Raw genomic sequence first — 22,717 nt, 5'->3', positions numbered from 1 at the left:
TCATCGAGGTCGGGCGCAAAGAGCCGAAGAAGAAACTGTGGCGTCCACGCAAGAAAGAGTTCGTCGAGATCTACGACCCGTTCAAACCCCAGCAGTCGGCCGACCAGGCCCACCGCGGCCTGGGGTGCGGCAACCCGTATTGCGAATGGAAGTGCCCGGTGCACAACTTCATTCCCAACTGGCTGAAGCTGGTGGCCGAGGGCAACATCCTTCAGGCCGCCGAACTGTCGCACCAGACCAACACCCTGCCGGAAGTGTGCGGGCGGGTGTGCCCACAGGATCGTCTGTGCGAGGGTGCCTGCACCCTCAACGACGGTTTCGGCGCGGTGACCATCGGTTCGGTCGAGAAGTACATCACCGACACCGCCTTCGCCATGGGCTGGCGCCCGGACATGTCCAAGGTCAAACCGACCGGCAAACGTGTCGCGATCATCGGTGCTGGCCCAGCGGGCCTGGGTTGTGCCGACGTGCTGGTGCGCGGCGGCGTGACCCCGGTAGTGTTCGACAAGTACCCGGAAATTGGCGGTCTGCTGACCTTCGGCATCCCCGAGTTCAAGCTGGAAAAGAGCGTGCTGAGCAATCGTCGCGAAGTCTTCACCGGCATGGGCATCGAGTTCCGCCTCAATACCGAAGTCGGCAAAGACGTGACCATGGAGCAACTGCTCGCCGAATACGATGCGGTGTTCATGGGCATGGGCACTTACACCTACATGAAGGGCGGTTTTGCCGGTGAGGACCTGCCGGGCGTTTATGACGCGCTGGACTTCCTGATCGCCAACGTCAACCGCAACCTGGGCTTTGAAAAGTCGCCGGAAGATTTCGTCGACATGAAAGGCAAAAAGGTTGTGGTGCTCGGTGGTGGTGACACGGCGATGGACTGCAACCGCACCTCGATCCGCCAGGGCGCCAAGTCGGTGACCTGTGCTTATCGTCGTGACGAAGCCAACATGCCCGGCTCGCGCAAAGAGGTGAAAAACGCCAAGGAAGAAGGCGTGAGATTCCTCTACAACCGCCAGCCAATTGCGATCGTCGGCGAAGACAAGGTCGAAGGCGTAAAGGTGGTCGAGACCCGTCTCGGCGAACCGGACGCCCGTGGCCGTCGCAGCCCCGAGCCGATCCCGGGCTCCGAAGAGATCATCCCGGCCGATGCCGTGGTTATCGCCTTTGGTTTCCGTCCAAGCCCGTCGCCGTGGTTCGAGCAGTTCGAGATTCAGACTGATAGCCAGGGCCGTGTTGTTGCGCCTGAGCAAGGTCAGTACAAGCACCAGACCAGTAACCCGAAGATCTTTGCGGGTGGCGATATGGTGCGCGGTTCGGATCTTGTGGTGACGGCAATCTTCGAAGGCCGCAATGCGGCTGAAGGGATCCTCGATTACCTGGGCGTCTAAACCCCGGTTCGAAACTGCACCACAATACCTGTGGGAGCTGGCTTGCCAGCGATAGCATCACCTCGGTTTATCTGGATACACCGAGGTGTCTGCATCGCTGGCAAGCCAGCTCCCACAGTGTTTTGTGGTGTTACAAAGTTAGTGTTCCAAAGCAATAAATTGACCCGATAGACAAAAGGCTGACCTGCATCCGTGCCTTTTGCCTCGCGCTCTGAGAAAATGCCCGCACTTTTTTTCCGGATGCCGACATGACTGCCCTGAAGAACGACCGTTTCCTGCGCGCCCTGCTCAAGCAACCTGTAGACGTTACCCCCGTGTGGATGATGCGTCAGGCCGGCCGCTATCTGCCGGAATACCGTGCCAGCCGTGCCCACGCCGGTGACTTCATGAGCCTGTGCATGAATCCGGAGTTCGCTTGCGAAGTCACCATGCAACCGCTCGACCGCTATCCACAACTGGACGCGGCGATCCTGTTCTCCGACATCCTCACCATCCCCGATGCCATGGGCCAAGGCCTGTACTTCGAGACCGGTGAAGGCCCACGCTTCAAGAAAGTCGTCAGCACGATGGCCGACATCGAAGCTCTGCCGATTCCGGATCCGCACAAAGACCTCGGCTATGTGATGGATGCGGTCAGCACCATCCGTCGCGAACTGAACGGCCGTGTGCCGCTGATCGGCTTCTCCGGCAGCCCGTGGACTTTGGCGACCTACATGGTTGAAGGCGGCTCGTCGAAAGACTTCCGCAAGACCAAAGCCATGCTCTACGACAACCCGCAAGCCATGCACCTGCTGCTGGATAAACTGGCGCAGTCGGTGATCTCGTACCTCAATGGCCAGATCATGGCCGGCGCGCAAGCGGTGCAGATTTTCGATACATGGGGCGGAAACCTGTCGGCGGCGGCGTATCAGGAATTCTCCCTGGCCTACATGAAGAAAATCGTCAGCGGCCTGATCCGCGAAAATGACGGTCGCAAGGTGCCGGTGATCCTGTTCACCAAGAACGGCGGCCTATGGCTGGAAAGCATCGCCGAGGCCGGCGCCGACGCACTGGGCCTGGACTGGACCTGCGACATCGGCAACGCCCGCGCTCGTGTTGGTGACAAGGTTGCCCTGCAAGGCAACATGGACCCGACCGTGCTTTACGCCAAACCGGAAGCCATCCGCACCGAAGTCGGGCGCATTCTGGCCAGCTACGGCAAGGGCAGCGGCCACGTGTTCAACCTCGGCCACGGCATCACTCCGGAAGTCGACCCGGAACACGCTGGCGCTTTCCTGCGCGCTGTGCATGAGTTGTCGGCGCAGTATCACGAGTGATCGACACGCAATAGAAAACGCCCGGCATTGCCGGGCGTTTTTGTTTTTGATGTAGGAGTGTCAGGCCTTCACGCCGCCCAGTGGCGGCAACTTCGCCAGTTTCAACGCCACCAACAGTGCCACCAGCAACAGCGCACCGATAAACAGCCCAATCCCGTTCCACCCACCCAAATGCCAGAACACCCCGCCCGCCGTCCCGGCAATGCTCGACCCGGCGTAGTAGCTGAACAGGTACAACGACGACGCCTGGCCTTTGGCTTTGATCGCCCGACGGCCGATCCAGCTGCTCGCCACCGAGTGCGCGGCGAAGAAGCCAAAAGTGAAAATCAACATGCCGACGATCACCAGCAGCAGCGACGTGAACATTGTCAGCGCGAGGCCGACGAACATCAGCGCAATGGTCGCCCACAACACCTTGCGCCGGCCCAGTTGGTCCGCCAGCGAGCCGATTTTCGCCGAGCTGTAGATACCCGACAGGTACACCACCGACAGCAAGCCGACGAACACTTGATCAAGGTTGTACGGCGCGGCCAGCAAGCGATAGCCGATGTAGTTGAACAGCGTGACGAACGCACCCATCAGCACGAACGCCTCAAGAAACAACAGCGGCAGACCGGCGTCGCGAAAGTGCATGGTGAAGCCGTCGAGCAAGCTGCGCGGATGCAGTGAGCGTGAACGGAAGTTGCGCGACTCGGGGAGGATCTTCCAGAACACCGCTGCTGCAATCATCGCCAGACCACCGATTACCAGCATCGCGGTGTGCCAGCTGACGAAGTCGATCAATACGCCAGTGATCAAGCGCCCGCTCATCCCGCCAATCGCGTTGCCGCCGATGTACAAACCCATCGCCAGGCCGATGTGCTGCGGATGAATCTCTTCGCTCAGATAGGTCATTGCCACCGCCGCCAGACCACTCAACGACAAACCGATCAGCGCGCGCATGATCAGCACGCCGTGCCAGCTCGGCATCATCGCACTGGCCATGGTGCACAGCGCGGCCGCGAAGAGTGCGGCAACCATCACCGGTTTACGCCCGACCCGGTCGGAAATCGGCCCGGTGATCAGCAAACCAATGGCGAGCATGCCGGTGGCCACCGACAGAATCAGGCTGCTCTGGGCCGCGTTGATCCCGTATTCGTGAGACAGCAGCGGCATCATCGGCTGCACGCAATACAGCAGCGCAAACGTCGCGAACCCGCCGCTGAACAGCGCCAGCACCGTGCGCATGAACATCGGCGTGCCTTTTTCGATGTAGATCTCTTGCAGCTCGGCGACGACATCGTCCGCAGCAGCAGGCGGGACTTCATGGGCTAAGGGCGCGACAGCAGTTTTCACTTCAGACCTCGGAGGGCACGGCCAGGCAGGCAATGAAAAAATCATATAGCTGGCTAATGTTTCTATCCAATATATTGTTCGACCTGTTTGATAGCTTTAACGACCTAATGGGGTTTCCATGGAATTGCGTCACCTGCGCTACTTCATCGCCGTCGCCGAAGAACTGCATTTCGGCCGCGCCGCACAGGTGCTGGGCATCTCCCAGCCACCGCTGAGCCAGCAGATTCAGGCGCTGGAACGAGAGGTCGGCGCACGCCTGTTCGAACGGACCAATCGTCGTGTCGAGCTGAGTGAGGCCGGCAGATTGTTTTTGGAAGAGGCGCGGCTGGTGCTGGCGCAGGTCGATAAAGCGGCGGATGTCGCCCGCCGCGCGCAACTCGGCGAACTCGGTGAGTTGAAGATCGGCTTCACCTCGTCGGCACCGTTCAACTCGACCATTCCGCAGGCGATCTTTTCATTTCGTCAGCGTTTCCCGGCAGTGCATTTGAATTTGCGCGAGATGAGCAGCACCCAAGTCGCTGAAGCGCTGGTCGACGAATCAATTGAAGTCGGCATCATGCGCCCGCTGGGTTTGCCGGATTCGTTGAGCGTGGTCGAGCTGATGCGAGAACCGTTGGTGGCGGTGCTCGGTTCCAAGCATCCGTTGACGCAGGGCAGCGAGGATGGCTTGTTTCTTTCGGCGCTGGCGCTGGAGCCTTTCGTGTTCTTCCCGCGCAGCTACGGCAGTGGCCTCTACGCACAATTGCTCAGCCTTGCGCGCGATTCCGGTTTCAGCCCGCATTTCGCCCAAGAGGCCGGTGAGGCCATGACCATCATCGGTCTGGTGGCGGCGGGGTTGGGGGTGTCGGTATTGCCGGCGTCCTACCAGCGAATGCGCATCGACGGCGTGGTCTACCGGCCATTGCTCGATCCTGAAGCGGTGTCGGCCGTGTGGCTGGTGCAGCGCAAGGATCAGAAATCGCCGATGGCCAAGGCGTTTGTCGAACTGCTCACACGTAAGGTCGAAGAAGCCTGACGGCTACGCCGTCAATCGCTGGCAAGCCAGCTCCCACAGGTTTCAGTGTTGTTCACATTCTCTGTGTACACCCACAACCCTGTGGGAGCTGGCTTGCCAGCGATGACGTCCGTTCAACCCCAAACTTCTCAAGGCAACCGCACCAAATCCCCCTTCAACGCCACCCGCGTGACAAAAATCCCCGCTCGACACTCATACGTATTCAAATCCTTGCGCACATGCTGGTCGTAATAACTGACGATATTGGTCACTGCGTTCGCCCCGACCCGCTTGGCCTCGGCCTGCAACTTGATCAGGTTCGACTGCAACACCCACTCGCACGAGAACTGATCACTCTTGTTGAAGCCGTTGGTGCTCAGATCACTGACCACTCCCCGCTTTAGCAACTGTTGAGTTCCCTGCGGCCCATTGCCAACCAGATAAAACATAACGCTGCCATCCAGTCGCCCGGCGCGAATTGCCTGCGACAACACTGTTTCGAATGGCATGTACATCAGATTGGTCGCATGGCTGGCACTGGGCAGCAGGCTGAAAAGGACGGCGGCGATCAGGGCTTTCACTTGCATGGTCATCTCCTTGACGATGAAAGAGAACCGCGAGTGTTTGATCGATGGGGGCTCGCCGTTCTTGCAGGTGTGGTGCGTTGGCCTGCTTGATCGAGTGTAGATGCTGAAAGTGAAGAAGGCGCTGAACAGCTCTTTTGTGGCGAGGGAGCTTGCTCCCGCTGGGGCACGAAGTGGCCCTAAGTGACTCCCCCGCTACAGACTGGCGCACTTGAAGTGGTTGCATGAAGGGCTACAACTTGTACAAGCCAACCTGTCTGTAAAAAGGCGCCGAAAGACGCCCTTTGTCGTTTCTGGCGTTTACTGAACCTTCGCCAGATCTCCCTTCAACGCAACGCCCGCCATGATCGCGCCGGCGTGGCATTCGTAGGTTTGCGGGTCCTTGCGCTCGTTGCTCTTGTAGAAGCTGACGATGTTGGTCACCGCGTTGGCGCCGGCGCTCTTCGCGGCCTGGTGCAGGCTGATGATGGCCGATTGCACGACCCACTCGCAGGCGACCTGGTCGGACTTGTTGAAGGCGTTGGTTTTCTTGTTGGTCACGGCGCCGGAGCTGAGTACGGTGACCTTGCCGGCAGGGGTGTTGCCGGCCAGGTAGAACTTCACGCTGCCATCGATTTTACCGGAGCGGGTCGCTTCGGCGACGGCTTTGTCGAACGGCAGGTAAACCGCCGTGTCACGGGCCTGGCTCACCGCCGGCAGGACGCAGAGCAGAAGGGCGGCGGCAGCGAGTTTCTTGAAGTGCATGGAGGTCTCCTTGACCTGGATTAATTCGGTTGCGGCCAGCGGCGGAAAATCAACGAGGTGTTGACGCCACCAAAAGCGAAATTGTTGTTCATCACGTATTCGTTGCTCATCTGGCGGAATTCACCGCGCAGGTAATCGAGCTTGCCGCAGTGCGGATCGACCTCATCGAGGTTGAACGTGTGCACGTACAGGTCGCGGTTGAGCATTTCGATGCTGAACCACGACTCCAGCGCTCCGCAGGCCCCGAGCGTGTGGCCGAGGAAACTCTTCTGCGAGCTGATCGGCATGCGTTCGCCGAACAAGCTGCTGGTCGCCTGTGTTTCGGCAATGTCACCCTGTTCGGTAGCGGTGCCGTGACCATTGACGTAACCGATGGCATCCGGCGTCAGTCCGGCGTCTTCCAGCGCCAGTTCCATCGCGCGGCGCATGGTGGTTTGTTCGGGGCGGGTGGTGTGCTGGCCGTCGGCGTTGCTGCCGAAACCGACGATCTCGGCGTGGATATGTGCACCGCGCGCGAGGGCGTGTTCCAGCTCTTCGAGCACCAGAATGCCGCCGCCTTCACCGATCACCAGACCATCGCGGCCTTTGTCGTAAGGGCGCGGGCTGGTCTGTGGCGCGTCGTTTTTCAGGCTGGTGGCGTAGAGCGCGTCGAAAACCATCGCTTCGGTCGGGCAGAGTTCTTCGGCGCCGCCGGCGAGCATCAGCGGCAGGCGCCCGAACTTGATCGCTTCATACGCGTAGCCGATGCCCTGGCTGCCGCTGGTGCAGGCGCTGGAGGTTGGAATCAAACGGCCGGTGAGGCCGAAGAAGATGCTGATATTCGCCGCAGTGGTGTGCGGCATCATCCGCACGTAGGAGTTGGCGTTGAGGCCCTCGGCCACCGAGTTGAGCAGCATGTTGCCGAACGCCTTGATCTCGTCGGTGCTGCCGGTGGACGACCCGCAGGCCACGCCCATGCGCCCGTCCTTGATCGATTCATCGCCGAGCAGGCCGGCGTCGGCCAGGGCTTTTTCCGCCGCCCCGACCGCCAGACGCGAAACCCGGCCCATGCTGCGCAACTGCTTGCGGGTCCAGTGCGCCTGGACGACGAAATCATCGATAGGGCCGGCGAGACGCGTGTTGAGTTCGCTGAAGCGATCCCACTCGTCCATCCGGCGGATGCCGCTGCGGTTGGCCGCGAAGTTGCCGGCGATGGTCTGCCAGTCACTGCCCAGCGAGGTGATGCCGGCCATGCCGGTGACGACGACGCGCTTCATCAGCACAAGCCTCCGTTGACCGCCAGGACCTGGCGGGTGATGTACGAGGCTTCCGCCGACATCAGGAAATTCACCGCACTGGCGACCTCTTCAGGGGTGCCCATGCGTTGCGCGGGGATCATTTTCATCAGTTCTTCCACCGGCACGTTTTCGTCGAGCATCGCTGTGTCGATCAGGCCCGGGGCGACGCAGTTAACGGTGATTTTGCGCTTGCCCAGTTCAATCGCCAATGCCTTTGCTGCGCCAATCACGCCAGCCTTGGAGGCGCTGTAGTTGACTTGGCCACGATTGCCGATCAATCCCGATACGGATGTGATGCAGACAATCCGACCGGCGGCGCGGCGGCGGATCATCGGCATCATCACTGGGTGCAGGACGTTGTAGAAACCATCGAGGTTGGTGCGTAGCACCACGTCCCAATCGTCGTCGCTCAGCGCAGGAAAAGCACCGTCACGGGTCAGCCCGGCGTTGAGCACCACGCCGTAATAAGCGCCATTGGCCTCAACGTCGGCTTCAAGAATGCTTTTGCAGGCTTCGCGGTCGGCAACATCGAACTGCAGGATGCGCGCGTTGCGTCCCAAGGCCTGAATTTCAGCCTGAACCGCTTGGGCTTCGGCGACGCCGCTGCGGCAATGCAGGACGATGTCGTACCCAGCCTGCGCCAGACGCAAGGCAATGGCACGGCCGATGCCACGGCTGGAGCCGGTGACCAGTACGGATTCAGTCATCGTTCGACTCCTGTGTCTGTTGCAGATATTGGGACGGCTGGGGCGGGCGGAACACGTTCAACCGGGCGCTGGCCTGGATGCCTGGCGCAGTGATGTGGCATTCGAACACACCCATGCCGTTGTCATCCTCCAGCGAGCGGATGCCATGGACGGTCAGCTCGCTGCCGGCCGGAAATGCTTCGACGTTGCACTCGAACTTGCGTGTGCCGAGCAGGAAACCCAGTTCCACCGGATTGCCTTTGCGCCGAGCATGACAACCGGCGAACGCGGCGACGCTTTGTGCCATCAACTCGACGCCGACCCACGCCGGCAGACTGCCGTCGGGCAGGTTGAACAGGCCGTCAGGCTTGACCGTGAGGCAGGTATGGATCTGTTCATCGTCGAAGCTTGTGATCTTGTCGATCAGGATCATGTCGCCTGCGTGAGGCAACAGTTCGGCGAGCGGCCAGTCGGTCATGGGGCGTCTCCGATAATCAGGCTGACGTTGTTGCCCCCGAAGGCAAACGAGTTGCTCATCAGGTAGCGAGGTGCAATGGACGTCAGGGGTTCACTTGCGGTCACCCACTTGAGCGCTGGCAGGTCGGGATCGGGCTGGCCGTCCCAGACGTGCGGCGGTAGCGCGTGGCCTGGGTTGTGAGCGCTCAGGCTCAGCCAGCAGAACGCCGCTTCCAGCGCGCCGGCAGCACCGAGCGTGTGACCGGTCATTGGTTTGGTCGACGAGCAGGCGACGCCGTCGGGGAACAGCGCGGCGACCGCCAGGCTTTCCATGGCGTCGTTGTGTTGGGTCGCGGTGCCGTGCAGGTTCAGATAGTTGATTTGCGCAGGCTGCAACTGCGCGCGCCCCAAGGCTTTTTGCATCGCTTGCAGCGCACCGCGTCCGCTCGGTTCCGGCGCCGAGATATGGTGCGCATCGGAACTGGCGCCAGCGCCGAGCAGGGCGATGGCCCGGCCGTCGTTACGTTGCTTGCTCATCAGGAACAGCACCGCGGCCTCGCCGATGTTGATGCCGTTGCGGTTGGCCGAGAACGGATTGCAGCGCTCATCGGACACCGCTTCCAGCGACGAAAAACCGTTGAGGGTCAGCTTGCACAGGCTGTCGACGCCACCGCACAGCACTGCATCGCAGAGGCCCAGATCAAGCAGGCGCTGCGCGCTCATCAGCGCTCGTGCGCTGGAAGTGCACGCGGTGGAAATCACGTAGGCCGGACCGCTCAGTTGCAGCCAGTCGGCAAGGAAATTCGCCGGGGCGCCGAGCTCCTGTTGCCCATAGGCATACTCGCTCGGGAACTGCTGCTCACGAAGGAAATGCGCCAGACCACGACTGGCCTCGTCGATGCCCGAAGTGCTGGTGCCGAGTACCACGCCGATGCGCTCGCGGCCGTAGGTCTGAATCGCCTGGTCGATGTCGTCGCGGATCTGCAACGCGGCTTCCAGCAAAAGCTGATTGTTGCGGCTGCGCTGTTCTGCGAGTTCTGGTGGAATCGCTGCCAACTCACCGTGCACCGCGGCCACTGGCAACTCACGCTCCGGCACCCAGCCGGATTCGCGACGCATTCCGGAGCAGTCGCCAGCGAACAGATTGCGCGCGACTTCTTGCTTGTCTCGACCCAGCGCGCAGATCACGCCGAGGGCGTTCAAGTAGGCGGTCATGGCGTCGGTTCACCGAGGGGCGAAACGCGGTAGTGCGGGCCTTGAGGCAGTTTCAATTCGAAGCTCAACGGTTGTGAATAGCGGATGTCCCAGCGCGCCGGCAGGGAGCGTTGATCGCCCTGTTGCTGCGCGGCGGGGTAATTGCGCAGCAGCTCGCCGGACGGGGTCAGGGCGAACAGCAGCGCGGCGAATAACTCTCGGGCTTCGGGATTGGGCGGCAGCAAGCCATCGGCCTGCCAGCGCCCGTCGATCAGTCGCTGACGTGCCTGAGGAATGCCCAGCGGGTCCATCATCGACCAGCGAATGCCGGGACCTTCACGCTGGATCACCAGCAACCAGTCCTGACGTTGCTCGGCTTGTTGGCGCTCGATGTGCAGTTGCAATGGCAGGGGCAGGGTTGGGTTGCCTGTTGGTAGCGGTGCCTGAGTGGTGCAACCACTGAGCAGCAGAGCGCAGAACATCAACATCAGTCGCACAATGGAACCTGTGGGAGCGAGCTTGCTCGCGAATGCGGTCTGACATTCAAAATTTTCGGTGCATGGCGCACCGCTTTCGCGAGCAAGCTCGCTCCCACAGGTCATGCGCAACATCAGGAACCCTCTGCCAATGGCTTGCGCGCAACCACGTTCACCAACGTCTCTTCCCGCTGCCCGAACGGTTTGGGCTTGAGCAATCCAAAGCGCTCCAGCAAACCGAAATCCTTCGACCGGCTCCACCACAAATACGGGTACGAAACATTGCGCTCGGCGAACTCGAAACCCTGCTCGCGAATCATCCCCAGATACTGCGCCGCACTCTTCTGCACGTGCATCGGATGGCGGAACAGCCAGCGAATCACCCAGGTATCAATGTAAGCCTCGGTGGATTCGGCAAACAACAGATAACCGCCGGGCTTGAGTACCCGATAAAACTCGGTGAGGGCCTTTTCCTGTTCGACCAGATGATGAAAGGTCTGGTGGCAGAACAGCAAATCGACACTGGCATCCGGCACGTTAAGAGTCGCGCAATCGCTGCCAATGAGCTCGACTTCCAATCCCTGACGCGCTGCTTCCTCGGCACTCAATTCTAGGCTTTGCGGATCAGCATCGATGCCGATCAAACGCTGTGGTGCAAAGGTCTGGCGCAAATGGCCGAACGACTTGCCCTGACCGCAACCGGCATCGAGTAGCACCGGATTAACCGGCGGTGCTTCGCTGAACAGCCCACGCAGATCGTTGATCGCCACGCGCAACACGTGATGCTGCCAGGTGTGGCTGCGCAGGAACCAGAAACCGAAGCGGGTTTCCTCGACGTAGCTGTCGCTCAGGTAATTCATGTGTCGTCCTTTGCACAAAGTTCGGAAATCATTTTCAACCGTCGACGTGCTTCGCTGACGAACGGGTTGCGTTCATCCCAGGCGTAACCGGCGAGGATCGAGCAGATCATCCGGCGAATGTCGGCCTGGCCATCTTCATAGAAAATCACGTCCTGAAAAGTGCCGGCGTACCAGCCCTCGACGTAGCAGCGGAAGGTGTCAACGCCGCGTTTCAGCGGCTCGGCAAACTCGCTTTGCCAATCCACTGTTTCGCCCTGCAACTGACGATGCAGCACTGCCGCCGCCATGCTCGCCGAACGCATGGCGATGGTCACGCCGGAGGAGAACACCGGGTCGAGAAATTCCGCAGCGTTGCCGAGTAGCGCGAAGCCCGGGCCGTGCAGGGTTTTGACGTTGGCTGCGTAGCCACCGAGGGTGCGCGCCGGGGTGTCCCACACGGCGTTGTTCAAGACGCCGGCGAGGCTTGGCGTCTCGGCAATGAACCCGCGCAGGCAGGCGTCAAGATCGGTATCGCGACCGTTGAAGTGTTCGGCAGCGGCGACCACGCCCACCGAGCAGCGACCGTTGCTGAACGGGATGGTCCAGAACCAGATGTCGCGATGCTGCGGGTGCGTGGTGACGAGGATTTTTTCGCGGTCGAAGGCCGGGTTGTCAATGTGATCTTCCACGTGGGTGAACACTGCCTGGCGCACCGGGAAATTCGACGGTGCTTCAAGATCGAGCAAGCGTGAAAGCACGCGACCGTAACCGCTGGCATCCAGCACGAAATCCGCTTCGATGCGATATTCGCTGCCGTCTTCGCGGTGCACATCCAACTGCGGTTTTGCCCGGTCGAAATCGACACTGACGATGGCATCGCCATAGCGGATCTCTGCGCCTTGCAGCGCTGCTTGATCGGCCAGCAGTTTGTCGAAGTCGGCGCGCTGAACCTGGAAGGTAGTCGGCTTGCCATGGGTGAAGGTGTCGCCGAAATCGAACGCGCTGTAGCGCTCACCCCAGGCAAACGCGGCGCCGGTCTTGCGCTGGAATCCAGCGGCGTTGACGGCGTCGAGCATGCCGGCTTCTTCGACGAAATCCAGGCAATGACTGAGCAGGCTTTCGCCGATGGAAAACCTGGGGAAGTGCTGGCGCTCGATCACCAGCACGTCGTGGCCCTTGCGCTTGAGCAGGGCGGCGGCGATGGCGCCGGACGGGCCTGCGCCGATGATCACGACCTGACGGGATTCCATTTCAACGATTGGCACGTGAGCTCCGGGGCAGTGGGTTGTTCAAATTCAGTGGGGCGCGATGCAGGCCGATCAGGGCCGGCAGCAGCGTGGCGATCAAGCCCATCAGCATCAGCGCGAAGTACAGCGCCGGGGTGATGAGCTGTTGCTGCAACAACAAGTTGAGAAAGACGATTTCGCTGAGGCCGCGAATGTTCAGCAGCACGCTTTCGCGCCAGCGACTGGCGCCTTCGAACGAAGCGCCGGCCCAGCCGAGGCCGAGCCAGTTGCCGAGCAGTTTACTGGCAATCGGCATCAGCAGCAGCGCTGCCCATTGCAGCGCGCCGAGGCTGGCGAGGGCACTGTGAACGTCGATCTGCACGATCCCGAAGGTGAGGATCAACGGGATCGCAATCCACGTCTGCAAACGGCTCATCCAGCGCGCCGGCAACGGCAGCACCAGCGGTATTTTCAGCGCGGCCATGCACAACAGGTAACCGATGCCGAGAATCAGCGCGTTGAGTTTGTAGTGCTCGGCCAGCACCAACAACGCGAAAAATCCGAGGCTGTAAGTCAGCGGCCGCTGCACACCAAACAGGCGCAGCAATAAAGGCACGCACGCCAGCCCCAACGGCAGCAACAGGCTGCTCAGGTGCAAACTGCCTTGGGCGAGGCCGAACAGAGTCCAGCAGGTCAGGTCGATCAGGATCGCGGTTTGCACCAGCCGCCGCGTGGCGGCGGGTGGGTAATCAATGTGACGCAGATACAGGTACAGCACCGGAATGGCGGTGATGGCGAATACCAAGCCGATGGCCAACGAATTGAGCCACGGTTGCGCTGGCAGCAGCCAATAGGCGGTCGCCAGACCACAGGCGAATGGCACGGCAAAACTCGGCACGGCGATTTTCACGCTCTGGCGATCCAGACGCAGGTCGATCACATCGCTGAGGATGTGCCCGAGCAACAGCGCAAAACTCAGGCTGTAGAGGTCTTTCAGCCACGCCGGGGCAATCAGTTCGGCGCCGCTGAGTTGCCAACCCGGCTCGATCCAGAAATACATCAGCAGCGGCAAACCGAAACTGGCCAACAGCAATTGGCTGACAATCGGGATCAGGCCGAAGTGGCGACCGACGCGGGTTGCGACAAAGAACAAGGCAATGGCAAGTAGCCAAAATACGATGATCATCATGCTGCCGGCTCCGCGACGGTTGCGGTGTGAGGGTGACGCCCGGCCCACGGTGCAAGCATGAAACTGAAGGCCAGACCGAGGCTGACCGACAAGCCGAAATTGCTCACTGCGGGCGTGCTCGACACTGCCAGCAAACCGAACGACAGCCACGTCGTCACTGCCGCTAGTAACGTGCCGAGCAGGCTGACCGCCGCACCGCCGACTTGCTCACGCATGAGAATCGCGTAATCGACGCTGATCGCGGTCACCAGCAGCAGGCCGAACAGGCTGAACAGCGTCAGCGGCTGGCCGAGCCAGCCGAGGCTGGCCAGGCTGCACAGCGCTGCCAGCAACGGCAGCGTGACGATGCGCAGGGCGCCACCCAGACCAAACGGCAGGATCAACACCAGCACGATCAACACGCAGGAGGCGAGTTTCAGTTCCGCCGCACTGATCTGCGTGGCGGCGAAAACACTGTTCAATTCACCGAGGCGATCCACCAGCACCACCCCCGGTAAATCCAGCGCCTGCACCCGCAGCAGCGAAGGATTGTTCAGCCCTTGCAGACTGGTTATCGCCGCCACGCCGTCTTCGGTCGGGCCGAGCCACAGCGTACGGTAGGGCTCGCCGAGTGGACCGATCAACGCGGCGTCGATGTCCTCAAAGGGCAATGTTTGCAACTGCTGCAACTCGTTTTGCAGGGCCGCCACCGGCACACCGAGATCGAGCAACGGCTGCCAGAACTGTGGAAGTTTGTTCAGCGCTTCGCGCACTTGCTGTTGCTGACTCGGCGGGCTGACCAATTGATCGAGCGCCAGATACCCTTGCAGTTTGTCGAGGTTGACCAGTTGCTCCAGACGTTCGCTCAGCGCCGCTTGTCGTTCCAGCAGTTCCTGCTGGTTGGCCGCGCGCACCAGGAAGAACTGGCTGGTCGGCTGATACCCGGTAATGCGCGCTATGGTCTGCGCTTCATCGGTCAGACGCTGCGGCGCACCGACCCACTGGCGGATGTCGTTTTTGCTTTGCAGTTGCACGAGACCGCCCACACAGAAGGCGATCAACAGTGCCAGCAGCACCGGCGTGCGGATGCGCTCCAGCAATTTTTCCCGCAGGTTCACCAACCGTTCGGCCAGATGCAGTGGCCACTGTGCCGGACGCAGTTCGACGTCCTTCAACAGCGCCGGTAGCAGGCACACCGCCGACAGATAGGCGCCAAGCAACCCGGCGGCAGAGAAAACGGCGATTTGCGTCAGCGCCGGGAAGGGCGTCCACGCCAGTGCGAGATAGCCGATGGCGCTGGTGATCAGGCTCAGCGTCAACCCGGGCAAAGTCAGGCGTAAAGCCGGCCAACTGCGCCACGGTTTCAGACTCCAGCTCTTCGACAGATAGTGCAGCGGGTAATCCACCGCCACGCCGATCAGGCTGGAGCCGAGCACCAAGGTCATCACGTGCATATGGCCGAACAGCGCCACACACGCCACGGCACCAAACAACATCCCAACCAGCACCGGCACAAACGCCAGCAACACGCGCCAGCGGCGGAACAGCAGCAGCAACAACAGCAGAATTCCGACTGTGGCGCCGCCACCCACCCAGGTCATCTCGCGAGTAGCCTGTTGCTGACCACTGGCCGCGTACAGCAGACCGCTGGCGGCCAGAAGCTGCACGTCGGATTTCGCTGCCTGATCACGACTGTTCTGGAGCAAATCGGCCACTTGCAGCGGCAGGTTCATGTCGAAGGCATTACCGGTGGTGCGTGCGCGCAACAGCACCCAGCTCTTGCCGTCGGCATCGGCGACCAATGCACCGCTGCCGATGTCCAGTTGCACCGCGCCGTGTTGCGGCTGGCTGTTCTGGATGCGTGCGGTCAGGCCCAGCCAGTCATCCTGGCTCGGCACCAGACTGAAACCGCTGAACGGGTCGAACAGTGCCTGTACCCTTTGCTGAATGAAGGCGTCTGGATGTTCGATCAGCAGTTGCCGATCATCCGCCGAAAGCATCGCCAGTCGCCCTTGCAGCAATTGCGTGCGCAGGGCCGGCAGGTCTGCTTGAAGGTTCCACTGCACTTTTTCGAACAACCCGCTGGCCAGCCATTGCTCGCCCAGTGTCTGCGCCATGGCCACCGCTTGCTGGCGATCGGCGTGGCCGACCAGCACCAGCATTTCGCGGTTGAGCGGTTCCTGCATGCGTTGTTCGGCGCGCAGTTCGAGGGCGTCCGGGTCGGTGCCCGGCACCAGTTCCATCAGGTTGGCGGACAGCGGCGCACCGTCGCGCCACTGCCAGCCGGCCAGCGCGACGACCGCCAGCAGCAGGATCAGAAACAGCCAGGGCAGCTTGCGTTCACTCGGCAAAGTCATGTTGCTCCGCGTCGCTCAACGGTTGGCCGGCGGTGCTGTCCTGCATACGCAGCACGGTGCTGTCGCCCTGGGTTTCCAGCAGTTCGATGGTTTGCACCAGTTCGCCGCCGTCGATATTGATCTGGTTGAACACTTGCTTGAGCAGCAGCGAACGCGGGGTCAGGGTGAGTTTCCACTGTTGCGCGTCGCCACTCAGCGCCAGTTCAAAGTCGCGTTGCAGGCCGCTGCTGTCACCTTGCAGCACGGCGAGGAACAAACGGTTTTGCTCGGCCCCGGCGCTCTTGTTCGGCAGCAACTGCCAGCCGTTGCCGTCACGCCGGGCAATGCCTTTGGCGCTGATGCGGTAATCCTGTTGCAGCGGGGTTTTCAGCAGCCAGAGCAGGCCACTGTTTTTGGCGAGGACGAAACTGCCCTTGCTGATCAGCGGCTGGGGCAGGGCGCGCAGGTGTTTTTCCTGGATGAACTGGCCGTGGATCACCTCCGGCTTGGCCAGTTGCGCGCTCAGTTGTTGCAGGTCGAAGGCGTGGGCCAGTGACGCCACGGCCAGCAGCGCCAGCGCAGCAAGACTTCTAAAAAAAAGGTTCATCGCAGCATCCTTTCCACGGCAGTAGTGAAGATTTTTGGCGAAGCCAGTTGCATCTCGCGGCTGCTCACTTGGACCGCCACTTGCACCGAGCTTGCGCGAGTCAGGCGTTCGCCGCTTTGCAGGTCGGTGATCAGATAGTTGATCTTCAGACGGTTTTCCCACTCGACCAGACTGGCGCGCACATTCAGCCGTTGCCCGAACACCGCACCACGCACGTAGCGCAGTTGCAGGTCGATGATTGGCCACGCGTAACCGGACTCGACCATGTGCGTGTAGTTGTGGCCGATTTTGTCCAGCAACGCACAGCGGGCCACTTCGAGGTATTTGACGTAATGCCCGTGCCAGACTACGTGCAGGGTGTCGACGTCGAAGAACGGTACGAGGATTTCCGTGTCGGCGTGCAGTACTCCGGCGCTACGCATGCAGCCTCCAGTGTTGCGCGGCGATGCGTTGCAGGCACAGGCGCAGTTCGCCTTCGAGCGCACGGTCTTCGATGACCGGCGGGAAGTCCTTGGCGAGTTCTTTGTGCATGGCGGCCAGCGCAGGCGGCAGCGCTCGCGCGTCTTCGACCTGAGCGCGCAGCCACACGCCTTGATTGGCCGCGAGCAGCGTAGCGGCGGCGACCTGTTCGGTCAGCTCCAGCACGCGGATCGCATCACGGGCGGCGATGGTGCCCATGCTCACCTTGTCCTGGTTGTGGCACTCGGTGGAACGCGAGAAGACGCTGGCCGGCATGGTGTTTTTTAACGCCTCGGCAGTCCAGGCGCTGGTGCCGATCTGCACAGCCTTGAAGCCGTGGTTGAGCATTGCGCGATCCGCCGTGGCGCCGGACAGATTGCTCGGCAAACCGTGGTTGTAGCGCTCGTCCACCAACAATGCGAGCTGACGGTCGAGGAGGTCGGCGACGTTGGCCACGAGATTTTTCAGGCTGTCCATGGCGAAGGCGATGTGCCCGCCGTAGAAGTGCCCGCCGTGCAGCACGCGCTCGGCTTCGGCGTCGATGATCGGGTTGTCGTTGGCGCTGTTGAGTTCGATCTCGATGAACGAGCGCAGCCAGTTCAGACTGTCGGCCAACACGCCGAGGACATGCGGGGCGCAGCGCAGCGAGTAGCGATCCTGCAAACGGTGCAGCGGCGCGGTCGGCGCGTCGATTGCCAGATCCTTGCGCAGCCATGCGGCCACCTGCATCTGCCCCGGATGCGGCTTGGCGGCGAACAGGCGTTCGTCGAAGTGTTCCGGATTGCCTTGCAGCGCCACGACGTTCAGCGCGGTGATCCGCGTGGCCAGTTGCAGCAGGTAATCGGCGCGGGCGTAGGCCAGGCATGCGAGGCCGGTCATCACGGCGGTGCCATTCATCAGGGCCAGAGCTTCTTTCGGGCGCAGTACCAATGGTGTCCAGCCGAGTTCGCGGTGCACGTCGGCGGATTGTCGGCGTTCGCCACGGAACATCACTTCACGTTCACCGGACAGGGTCGCCGCGACGTAGGACAGCGGCGTCAGATCGCCACTGGCGCCAACCGAACCCTCTTCGGGAATCAGCGGCAGGATGTCGTGTTCGAGAAAAGCGTGCAGGCGTTCGAGCAGTTCAATCCGCACCCCGGACACACCGTGGCACAGCGACTGTAAACGCGCCGCCAGCACTGCGCGGGTAGCCTGAGCGTCGAGCAGTTTGCCCAATCCGCAACCGTGAAAGGTGTAGAGATGACGCGGCAGCGCTTCGACATGATGCAGCGGCACCGCGACCACGCAGGAATCGCCGTAGCCGGTGGTCACGCCATAGATCACGCCTTCCTTGTCCAGCAGCGAGTCGAGGAACCGCGCGCCCTTGGCGATGCGTTCGCGGTAATCAGCGTCGCTCTGCAACTGCACGGGCGCCTGACGGTTGGCCAGGGCCAGCACGTCTTCGATGCGCAAAGGGCGTTCGCCGAAGGTTACCGGCTCATGGGTTGGCGTCGTCATCGGTCTTCCAGAAAGGGTAAAAGTTGAACCATTGCTGCGGGGCTTCAAGGCAATAGTGACTCAGGCGCTGCGCGTAGCGGGTGGCCCACTGATGAATGACCTGCTCGCGCTCGCTGCGCTTCCACGCTACGGCGTCGGCGAAGGGCTCGAGGGTCAGGCGATAATGGCCGTCGGGCTGCTTGAGGCACATCAGCAGATTGACCGGGCACTTGAGCAGGCCCGCCAGCAGCCATGGGCCTTGCGGGAATGGCGCCGGATGGCCGAGAAAATCCACGGTCACGCTACGGCCGCCGTGCAGCGGTACGCGGTCGCCGGCAATCGCCAGCCACTCGCCGCGCTCCAGGCGTTCGTGCAGTTGGAGCATGATCACCGGGTCGAGTTCGCTGACCTGAATCAGGCGCAGATTGGTTGCCCCGGCCTCGCCCAGCAAACGGTTGAACTGCTCGGCGTGCTTGGTGTGCACCAGCACATTCATCGTGACCTTTTCGCCGATTTCCGCCAGTGCCCGGCACACTTCGAGATTGCCCAGATGCGCGCCGACCAGCAGTTGCCCGCGACTGCCGCGCAGTTGATTGCGCAGCAGGGCCGGGTCGATGATTTCGATCTGCTCGATGCGCAGCTTGCCGTTCCACACGTCGAGCTTGTCGAGCATCGAATCGGCGAATGCCATGAACTGGCCGAACACCCGCCAATGGCTTGGGCGCAAGTCTTCACGCTGGCTGAAATCGGCCAGGCGCTGCTGATACTGCCAGGCACTGCGCCGGGCCGTGCGGCCGAACAGGAAAAAATACAGGACGATACCGTAGAGCAATGGGCTCAGAAGGCGTCGGCCAAGGACTTTTGCGGCGAGCGCGGTGAATTTCATCAGCAGGAAACTGCCGCGCTCCTCGCGGTCGGCCCAGTGCTTTTTGTCAGTCTCGAAGGTCATGTCCGCCACCGTCGCCAGAGGATGAGCGGAAAGCGCAGCAACATGCCAAAGAACAGCCGCGTGTGCATGCTTGAAATCAGCGCGTTGTCATGGAACAGCCGGAAGTGCGAGACGCCGTCCAGCGGGTAATGCACGCTGGTTTGCAGCCAGCGCATCGGCTGATTGCGCCACGCCAGACGCACCAGAATGTCCGAGTCGAAATCCATGCGTTTGCCGACCTTGGCCGAGTCGATCACCGCCAGCGTCGGTGCCATTGGATAGACGCGGAAGCCGCACATCGAATCGCGAATCTGCAGCGACAATGTGTTGATCCAGACCATTACGTGAGTCAGGTAGCGCGCGTACAAGCGGCCCTTGGGCACGCTTTCATCGAACAGCGGATAACCGCAAATCAATGCTTGTGGATGTGCGCGGGATTCTTCAACAAAACGGGCGACGTCGTGCAGATCGTGCTGACCGTCGGCGTCGACCTGTAGTGCGTGGCTGAAGCCCAGGCGCGAGGCTTCGCGCAGACCGGTCATCACCGCGCCGCCCTTGCCTTGATTGACGGTGAGCCGCACCAGATGCACGTCGGCGCGCTCGGCCAGCAGGTCCAGCACTCGCGCGCAGGACTGCGTGCTGGCGTCGTCCACCAGCAGGCACGGCAGACCTTGGGCGAGCAGCGCATCGACCACGGTGGTGATCGCGGTTTCGTGGTTGTAGACCGGAATTACCGCGCAGGGGTTATGCATTGCCAGTCTCCAGAAGAATCCGGCCACTGGAGCAGGTCGCCATGTCATTGCGATAGGCAAAATACAATTTGCCGCGCTCGGGATCGAAGCGCAGGTGCAGCTGGATTTGATCGCCGGGGCGCACCAGTTGCTGGAATTTCAGCACTTCCATGCCAGCAAACGGGCCGCGCAGGTTCAGCAGTTGGCGACCGAGATTCAGCGCCCATTCCACCTGCACCACGCCGGGCAACACGGGGGCTTTGGGGAAGTGGCCGCTGAAGTACGCCAGATCCGGCGGCACGCTTAGTTGCAGGCTCCATTCGCCGTCCGTTTCGGTTTGCTCCAGCACCTCGGGGGCTTTCGGCCGAGGGCCGAGCAGCAGCGCCTCGATATCCGCCTGCGGCAGTTTGCCCTGGCTGTTGAGCGGCATTTGCCGCAGCAAACGCCAGCGACGCGGCAGGGCGAGGGCTTCGCAGTGCTCTTTCAAGTGCTGGCGCAGGGCTTCGGTCAGGCTACGTCGACCGTGTTCGCGCAGAGCAAACAGGCCGGACTCGCTGAGCACCAGCAAGGCGCCGAGGGACGCACGATTTTCCTGAACAACGCCCAGCCGCGCTTCGGCAACCCAGTCGTGGGCGACCAAGGCTTGCTCCAGCATCGGCAAGGAAATGCGTTTTTCTTCGAGTTTGACGATTCGGTCCAGTCGACCCAGTAGTTCGAAACGGCCGTCGGCGGCAATGCGCGCAGCATCGGCCGTGTGTTCAACCTGGCCGACAGGCAGGTACGGCGAGGCGATCAGCAATGCACCGTCGTTGTCTTGGCTCAGTTCGACGCCGGTGAATGGCTGCCACAGGATTTCGCCCTGGCGCCAGGCGATACCTCCGGTTTCCGAACTGCCGAGTATTTCCGTCGGCCACTGGTACAGGCGTTGATGCAGGCTTTGCGCGGCATCCGCGGGCAACGCGCCGCCCGAGGAAAACACCCGGCGTACGGCGCTCAGGGCCGGCCAGTCGAGGTTGTCGCCCATGCGCTTGAGTAGCGCCGGGCTGGCAACCCAGGCGAAGGCTGGATGCTCGCGGCTGGCGCGTTGCATGTCTTCAGGGAATGCCAGTTGCTTGCGCACGAACGAGCGCCCGGCGCACAGCGGCCACAACACGCGGAACAGCAAACCGTAGATGTGCTGGGTGGCAACGCTCCCGATGATGCAGGCATCACCGAGATCCGCGCCCCACAGTTGCTCCAGTGCTTCGACCTCATTGGCCAGTTGGCGCAGGGTCTTGTCGATGCGCTTGGGCTCACCACTGGAGCCGGAAGTGCACAGGCTCAAGCGGCACTGATCCAGATCCAGCTCGGCGCCGGGCAGTGGCGGCTGCTGGAAGTCAGCTAAATGACTGTCGCCGATCTGATCGGTCAGCCACAGATCCACTTCGCCAGACCAGCGCTGGCGGGTTTGCGCTTGCAAGTCCGAGGGCAGCAATACGCTGACGCCCGCGCGCCAGGCACCGAGCAGGGCGATGGCCAGCTCGGCGGCATCTTCCATATGCACGGCCAAACGCTGCACGCCTTGGGCTTGCAGGCCGGCGGCAACGCTCAACACCTGTTCGCACAGGTGCGCGTGATCGAGTGCCGGGGCGTGGCTGATCGCCCGCGCCGGCCACGCCTTGAGCAACAGTTGCTCAAGTTTTATCCAGTTCATGTACGGCCTCTTACCCGTTGTCGTATCAGCCATTCAATGGCAAACATCAGGCCGATCAATCCGTAGGAGATCAGGCCGGTGTACAACATCCACCAACTCAGCGGCGCCCACAGGGTCAGGAGCGCGGCGCACAAACCGTTGCAGAAGAAAAACACGCTCCAGGCCACCGTGACCTTGCGCGTGTAGGCAATTGCGTTGGCCGGCAACTGCGGTTCACGCAGCCGCGCCAGGCGCTCGACCATCGGCGGGCCGTATTTCAGGCTCAGGCTGAACAGCACCAGCATGAAGCCGCTGATCAGCACCGGATACCAGCGCAGCAACAGCGGGCTGTCGAACAGCGCCAGTAACAGGCAAAACACCATCGCTACGCAGGCCATCCACAGACTGCCGGGTTTGCGTTCGCCGGTCAGTGCTCGCGCCAGCCACAGGCTGCCCAACAGCAGGCCGAACTGCCATGGGGCAAAGTGCTCCATGCCGAAATACACCGCAAAGGGGTACAGCAGACCGGCCAGCAGCAGGCCGAGGCCGATCAATCGGCTCATGCGGCCGGGTGAACCAGACGGTAGACCGCCTCGACCACGTCACCGACAGTGCGCACCGATTTGAATTCTTCGGCGGCGATCTTCTTGCCGGTCTGGCGCTTGATGTGGTCGATCAGATCGACCGCGTCGATGCTATCGATCTCCAGATCCTGATACAGATTGGAGTCCAGGCTCACACGGGCCGGATCCAGTTCGAAGAGCTCGACCAAGGCATCGCGCAGGGTGTTGAAAATGTCGTCACGAGTTTGCATGGTCCGGT

At 61.6% G+C, this 22,717-nt stretch carries 23 protein-coding genes; 3 read left to right on the top strand and 20 right to left on the bottom strand.

Annotated features, from left to right (window positions below):
- Window positions 1–2: 2 nt before the first annotated feature.
- Entirely contained in the window at window positions 3–1,388 is a 1,386-nt protein-coding gene (locus ACIQVE_RS19460) for an FAD-dependent oxidoreductase (protein ID WP_402811084.1), read from the top strand.
- A gap of 248 nt (window positions 1,389–1,636) precedes the next feature.
- The gene (gene hemE, locus ACIQVE_RS19455; protein WP_402811082.1) at window positions 1,637–2,704 is read left to right on the top strand and encodes a uroporphyrinogen decarboxylase; all 1,068 of its coding nucleotides are present in this window, start codon (window positions 1,637–1,639) and stop codon (window positions 2,702–2,704) included.
- A gap of 60 nt (window positions 2,705–2,764) precedes the next feature.
- On the opposite strand, the gene ACIQVE_RS19450 is transcribed toward hemE, so the two are convergent.
- On the bottom strand, window positions 2,765–4,039 hold the full coding sequence (locus tag ACIQVE_RS19450) for an MFS transporter (RefSeq protein WP_402811081.1): 1,275 nt from the start codon (window positions 4,037–4,039) through the stop codon (window positions 2,765–2,767).
- A 118-nt stretch (window positions 4,040–4,157) separates the two neighbouring features.
- On the opposite strand from ACIQVE_RS19450, the gene ACIQVE_RS19445 reads away from it, so the two are divergent.
- The gene (locus ACIQVE_RS19445) at window positions 4,158–5,054 is read left to right on the top strand and encodes a LysR substrate-binding domain-containing protein (RefSeq protein WP_402811079.1); all 897 of its coding nucleotides are present in this window, start codon (window positions 4,158–4,160) and stop codon (window positions 5,052–5,054) included.
- 128 nt (window positions 5,055–5,182) lie between these two features.
- Here ACIQVE_RS19445 and ACIQVE_RS19440 read toward each other — a convergent pair whose 3' ends face one another.
- The 19 genes from ACIQVE_RS19440 to ACIQVE_RS19350 all read right to left on the bottom strand — a co-directional run bounded on the left by ACIQVE_RS19440 (window position 5,183) and on the right by ACIQVE_RS19350 (window position 22,709).
- On the bottom strand, window positions 5,183–5,620 hold the full coding sequence (locus ACIQVE_RS19440; RefSeq protein WP_402811077.1) for an excinuclease: 438 nt from the start codon (window positions 5,618–5,620) through the stop codon (window positions 5,183–5,185).
- Between the two features lie 297 nt (window positions 5,621–5,917).
- The gene (locus ACIQVE_RS19435) at window positions 5,918–6,361 is read right to left on the bottom strand and encodes an excinuclease (protein WP_402811076.1); all 444 of its coding nucleotides are present in this window, start codon (window positions 6,359–6,361) and stop codon (window positions 5,918–5,920) included.
- Window positions 6,362–6,381: 20 nt separating this feature from the next.
- Window positions 6,382–7,617: a beta-ketoacyl-ACP synthase gene (locus ACIQVE_RS19430; RefSeq protein ID WP_402811074.1), complete on the bottom strand. Its 1,236-nt coding sequence runs from the start codon at window positions 7,615–7,617 to the stop codon at window positions 6,382–6,384.
- The gene (gene fabG, locus ACIQVE_RS19425) at window positions 7,617–8,345 is read right to left on the bottom strand and encodes a 3-oxoacyl-ACP reductase FabG (protein WP_402811072.1); all 729 of its coding nucleotides are present in this window, start codon (window positions 8,343–8,345) and stop codon (window positions 7,617–7,619) included. The genes ACIQVE_RS19430 and fabG overlap by 1 nt, the downstream gene beginning before the upstream one ends.
- Window positions 8,338–8,802 (bottom strand): hotdog family protein, encoded by a 465-nt coding sequence (locus ACIQVE_RS19420; protein ID WP_402811070.1) that lies wholly within the window; start codon window positions 8,800–8,802, stop codon window positions 8,338–8,340. Before ACIQVE_RS19420 ends, fabG begins: the two co-directional genes overlap by 8 nt.
- On the bottom strand, window positions 8,799–9,995 hold the full coding sequence (locus ACIQVE_RS19415) for a beta-ketoacyl-[acyl-carrier-protein] synthase family protein (RefSeq protein WP_402811068.1): 1,197 nt from the start codon (window positions 9,993–9,995) through the stop codon (window positions 8,799–8,801). Before ACIQVE_RS19415 ends, ACIQVE_RS19420 begins: the two co-directional genes overlap by 4 nt.
- On the bottom strand, window positions 9,992–10,585 hold the full coding sequence (locus ACIQVE_RS19410) for a hypothetical protein (protein ID WP_402811066.1): 594 nt from the start codon (window positions 10,583–10,585) through the stop codon (window positions 9,992–9,994). The genes ACIQVE_RS19415 and ACIQVE_RS19410 overlap by 4 nt, the downstream gene beginning before the upstream one ends.
- Window positions 10,585–11,310, bottom strand: coding sequence for a class I SAM-dependent methyltransferase (locus ACIQVE_RS19405; protein WP_402811064.1), 726 nt, complete (start codon window positions 11,308–11,310; stop codon window positions 10,585–10,587). The genes ACIQVE_RS19410 and ACIQVE_RS19405 overlap by 1 nt, the downstream gene beginning before the upstream one ends.
- Window positions 11,307–12,554, bottom strand: coding sequence for an NAD(P)/FAD-dependent oxidoreductase (locus ACIQVE_RS19400; RefSeq protein WP_402811062.1), 1,248 nt, complete (start codon window positions 12,552–12,554; stop codon window positions 11,307–11,309). The genes ACIQVE_RS19405 and ACIQVE_RS19400 overlap by 4 nt, the downstream gene beginning before the upstream one ends.
- Window positions 12,541–13,704, bottom strand: coding sequence for a sodium:proton antiporter (locus ACIQVE_RS19395; RefSeq protein ID WP_402811060.1), 1,164 nt, complete (start codon window positions 13,702–13,704; stop codon window positions 12,541–12,543). Before ACIQVE_RS19395 ends, ACIQVE_RS19400 begins: the two co-directional genes overlap by 14 nt.
- Window positions 13,701–16,040 (bottom strand): MMPL family transporter, encoded by a 2,340-nt coding sequence (locus tag ACIQVE_RS19390; RefSeq protein ID WP_402811058.1) that lies wholly within the window; start codon window positions 16,038–16,040, stop codon window positions 13,701–13,703. The genes ACIQVE_RS19395 and ACIQVE_RS19390 overlap by 4 nt, the downstream gene beginning before the upstream one ends.
- On the bottom strand, window positions 16,024–16,626 hold the full coding sequence (locus ACIQVE_RS19385) for an outer membrane lipoprotein carrier protein LolA (RefSeq protein WP_402811056.1): 603 nt from the start codon (window positions 16,624–16,626) through the stop codon (window positions 16,024–16,026). The genes ACIQVE_RS19390 and ACIQVE_RS19385 overlap by 17 nt, the downstream gene beginning before the upstream one ends.
- Window positions 16,623–17,048 (bottom strand): acyl-CoA thioesterase, encoded by a 426-nt coding sequence (locus tag ACIQVE_RS19380; protein WP_402811054.1) that lies wholly within the window; start codon window positions 17,046–17,048, stop codon window positions 16,623–16,625. Before ACIQVE_RS19380 ends, ACIQVE_RS19385 begins: the two co-directional genes overlap by 4 nt.
- Entirely contained in the window at window positions 17,041–18,585 is a 1,545-nt protein-coding gene (gene hutH / locus ACIQVE_RS19375; protein WP_402811052.1) for a histidine ammonia-lyase, read from the bottom strand. The genes ACIQVE_RS19380 and hutH overlap by 8 nt, the downstream gene beginning before the upstream one ends.
- On the bottom strand, window positions 18,566–19,513 hold the full coding sequence (locus tag ACIQVE_RS19370; RefSeq protein WP_402811050.1) for a glycosyl transferase: 948 nt from the start codon (window positions 19,511–19,513) through the stop codon (window positions 18,566–18,568). The genes hutH and ACIQVE_RS19370 overlap by 20 nt, the downstream gene beginning before the upstream one ends.
- The gene (locus tag ACIQVE_RS19365) at window positions 19,510–20,244 is read right to left on the bottom strand and encodes a glycosyltransferase family 2 protein (protein ID WP_402811048.1); all 735 of its coding nucleotides are present in this window, start codon (window positions 20,242–20,244) and stop codon (window positions 19,510–19,512) included. The genes ACIQVE_RS19370 and ACIQVE_RS19365 overlap by 4 nt, the downstream gene beginning before the upstream one ends.
- Complete coding sequence (locus ACIQVE_RS19360) at window positions 20,237–21,916, bottom strand: AMP-binding protein (RefSeq protein WP_402811046.1); 1,680 nt, start codon at window positions 21,914–21,916, stop codon at window positions 20,237–20,239. Before ACIQVE_RS19360 ends, ACIQVE_RS19365 begins: the two co-directional genes overlap by 8 nt.
- Window positions 21,913–22,458, bottom strand: coding sequence for a hypothetical protein (locus ACIQVE_RS19355; protein ID WP_402811044.1), 546 nt, complete (start codon window positions 22,456–22,458; stop codon window positions 21,913–21,915). Before ACIQVE_RS19355 ends, ACIQVE_RS19360 begins: the two co-directional genes overlap by 4 nt.
- On the bottom strand, window positions 22,455–22,709 hold the full coding sequence (locus ACIQVE_RS19350; RefSeq protein WP_402811042.1) for an acyl carrier protein: 255 nt from the start codon (window positions 22,707–22,709) through the stop codon (window positions 22,455–22,457). The genes ACIQVE_RS19355 and ACIQVE_RS19350 overlap by 4 nt, the downstream gene beginning before the upstream one ends.
- Window positions 22,710–22,717 lie beyond the last annotated feature (8 nt).

Origin of the sequence: Pseudomonas sp. NPDC098747 (assembly GCF_044760045.1) — a bacterium.
In the GTDB taxonomy this organism is placed as follows: domain Bacteria; phylum Pseudomonadota; class Gammaproteobacteria; order Pseudomonadales; family Pseudomonadaceae; genus Aquipseudomonas.
Note: the sequence above shows the minus strand (reverse complement) of the source record. Positions and strands in the feature narration are given on the sequence as shown.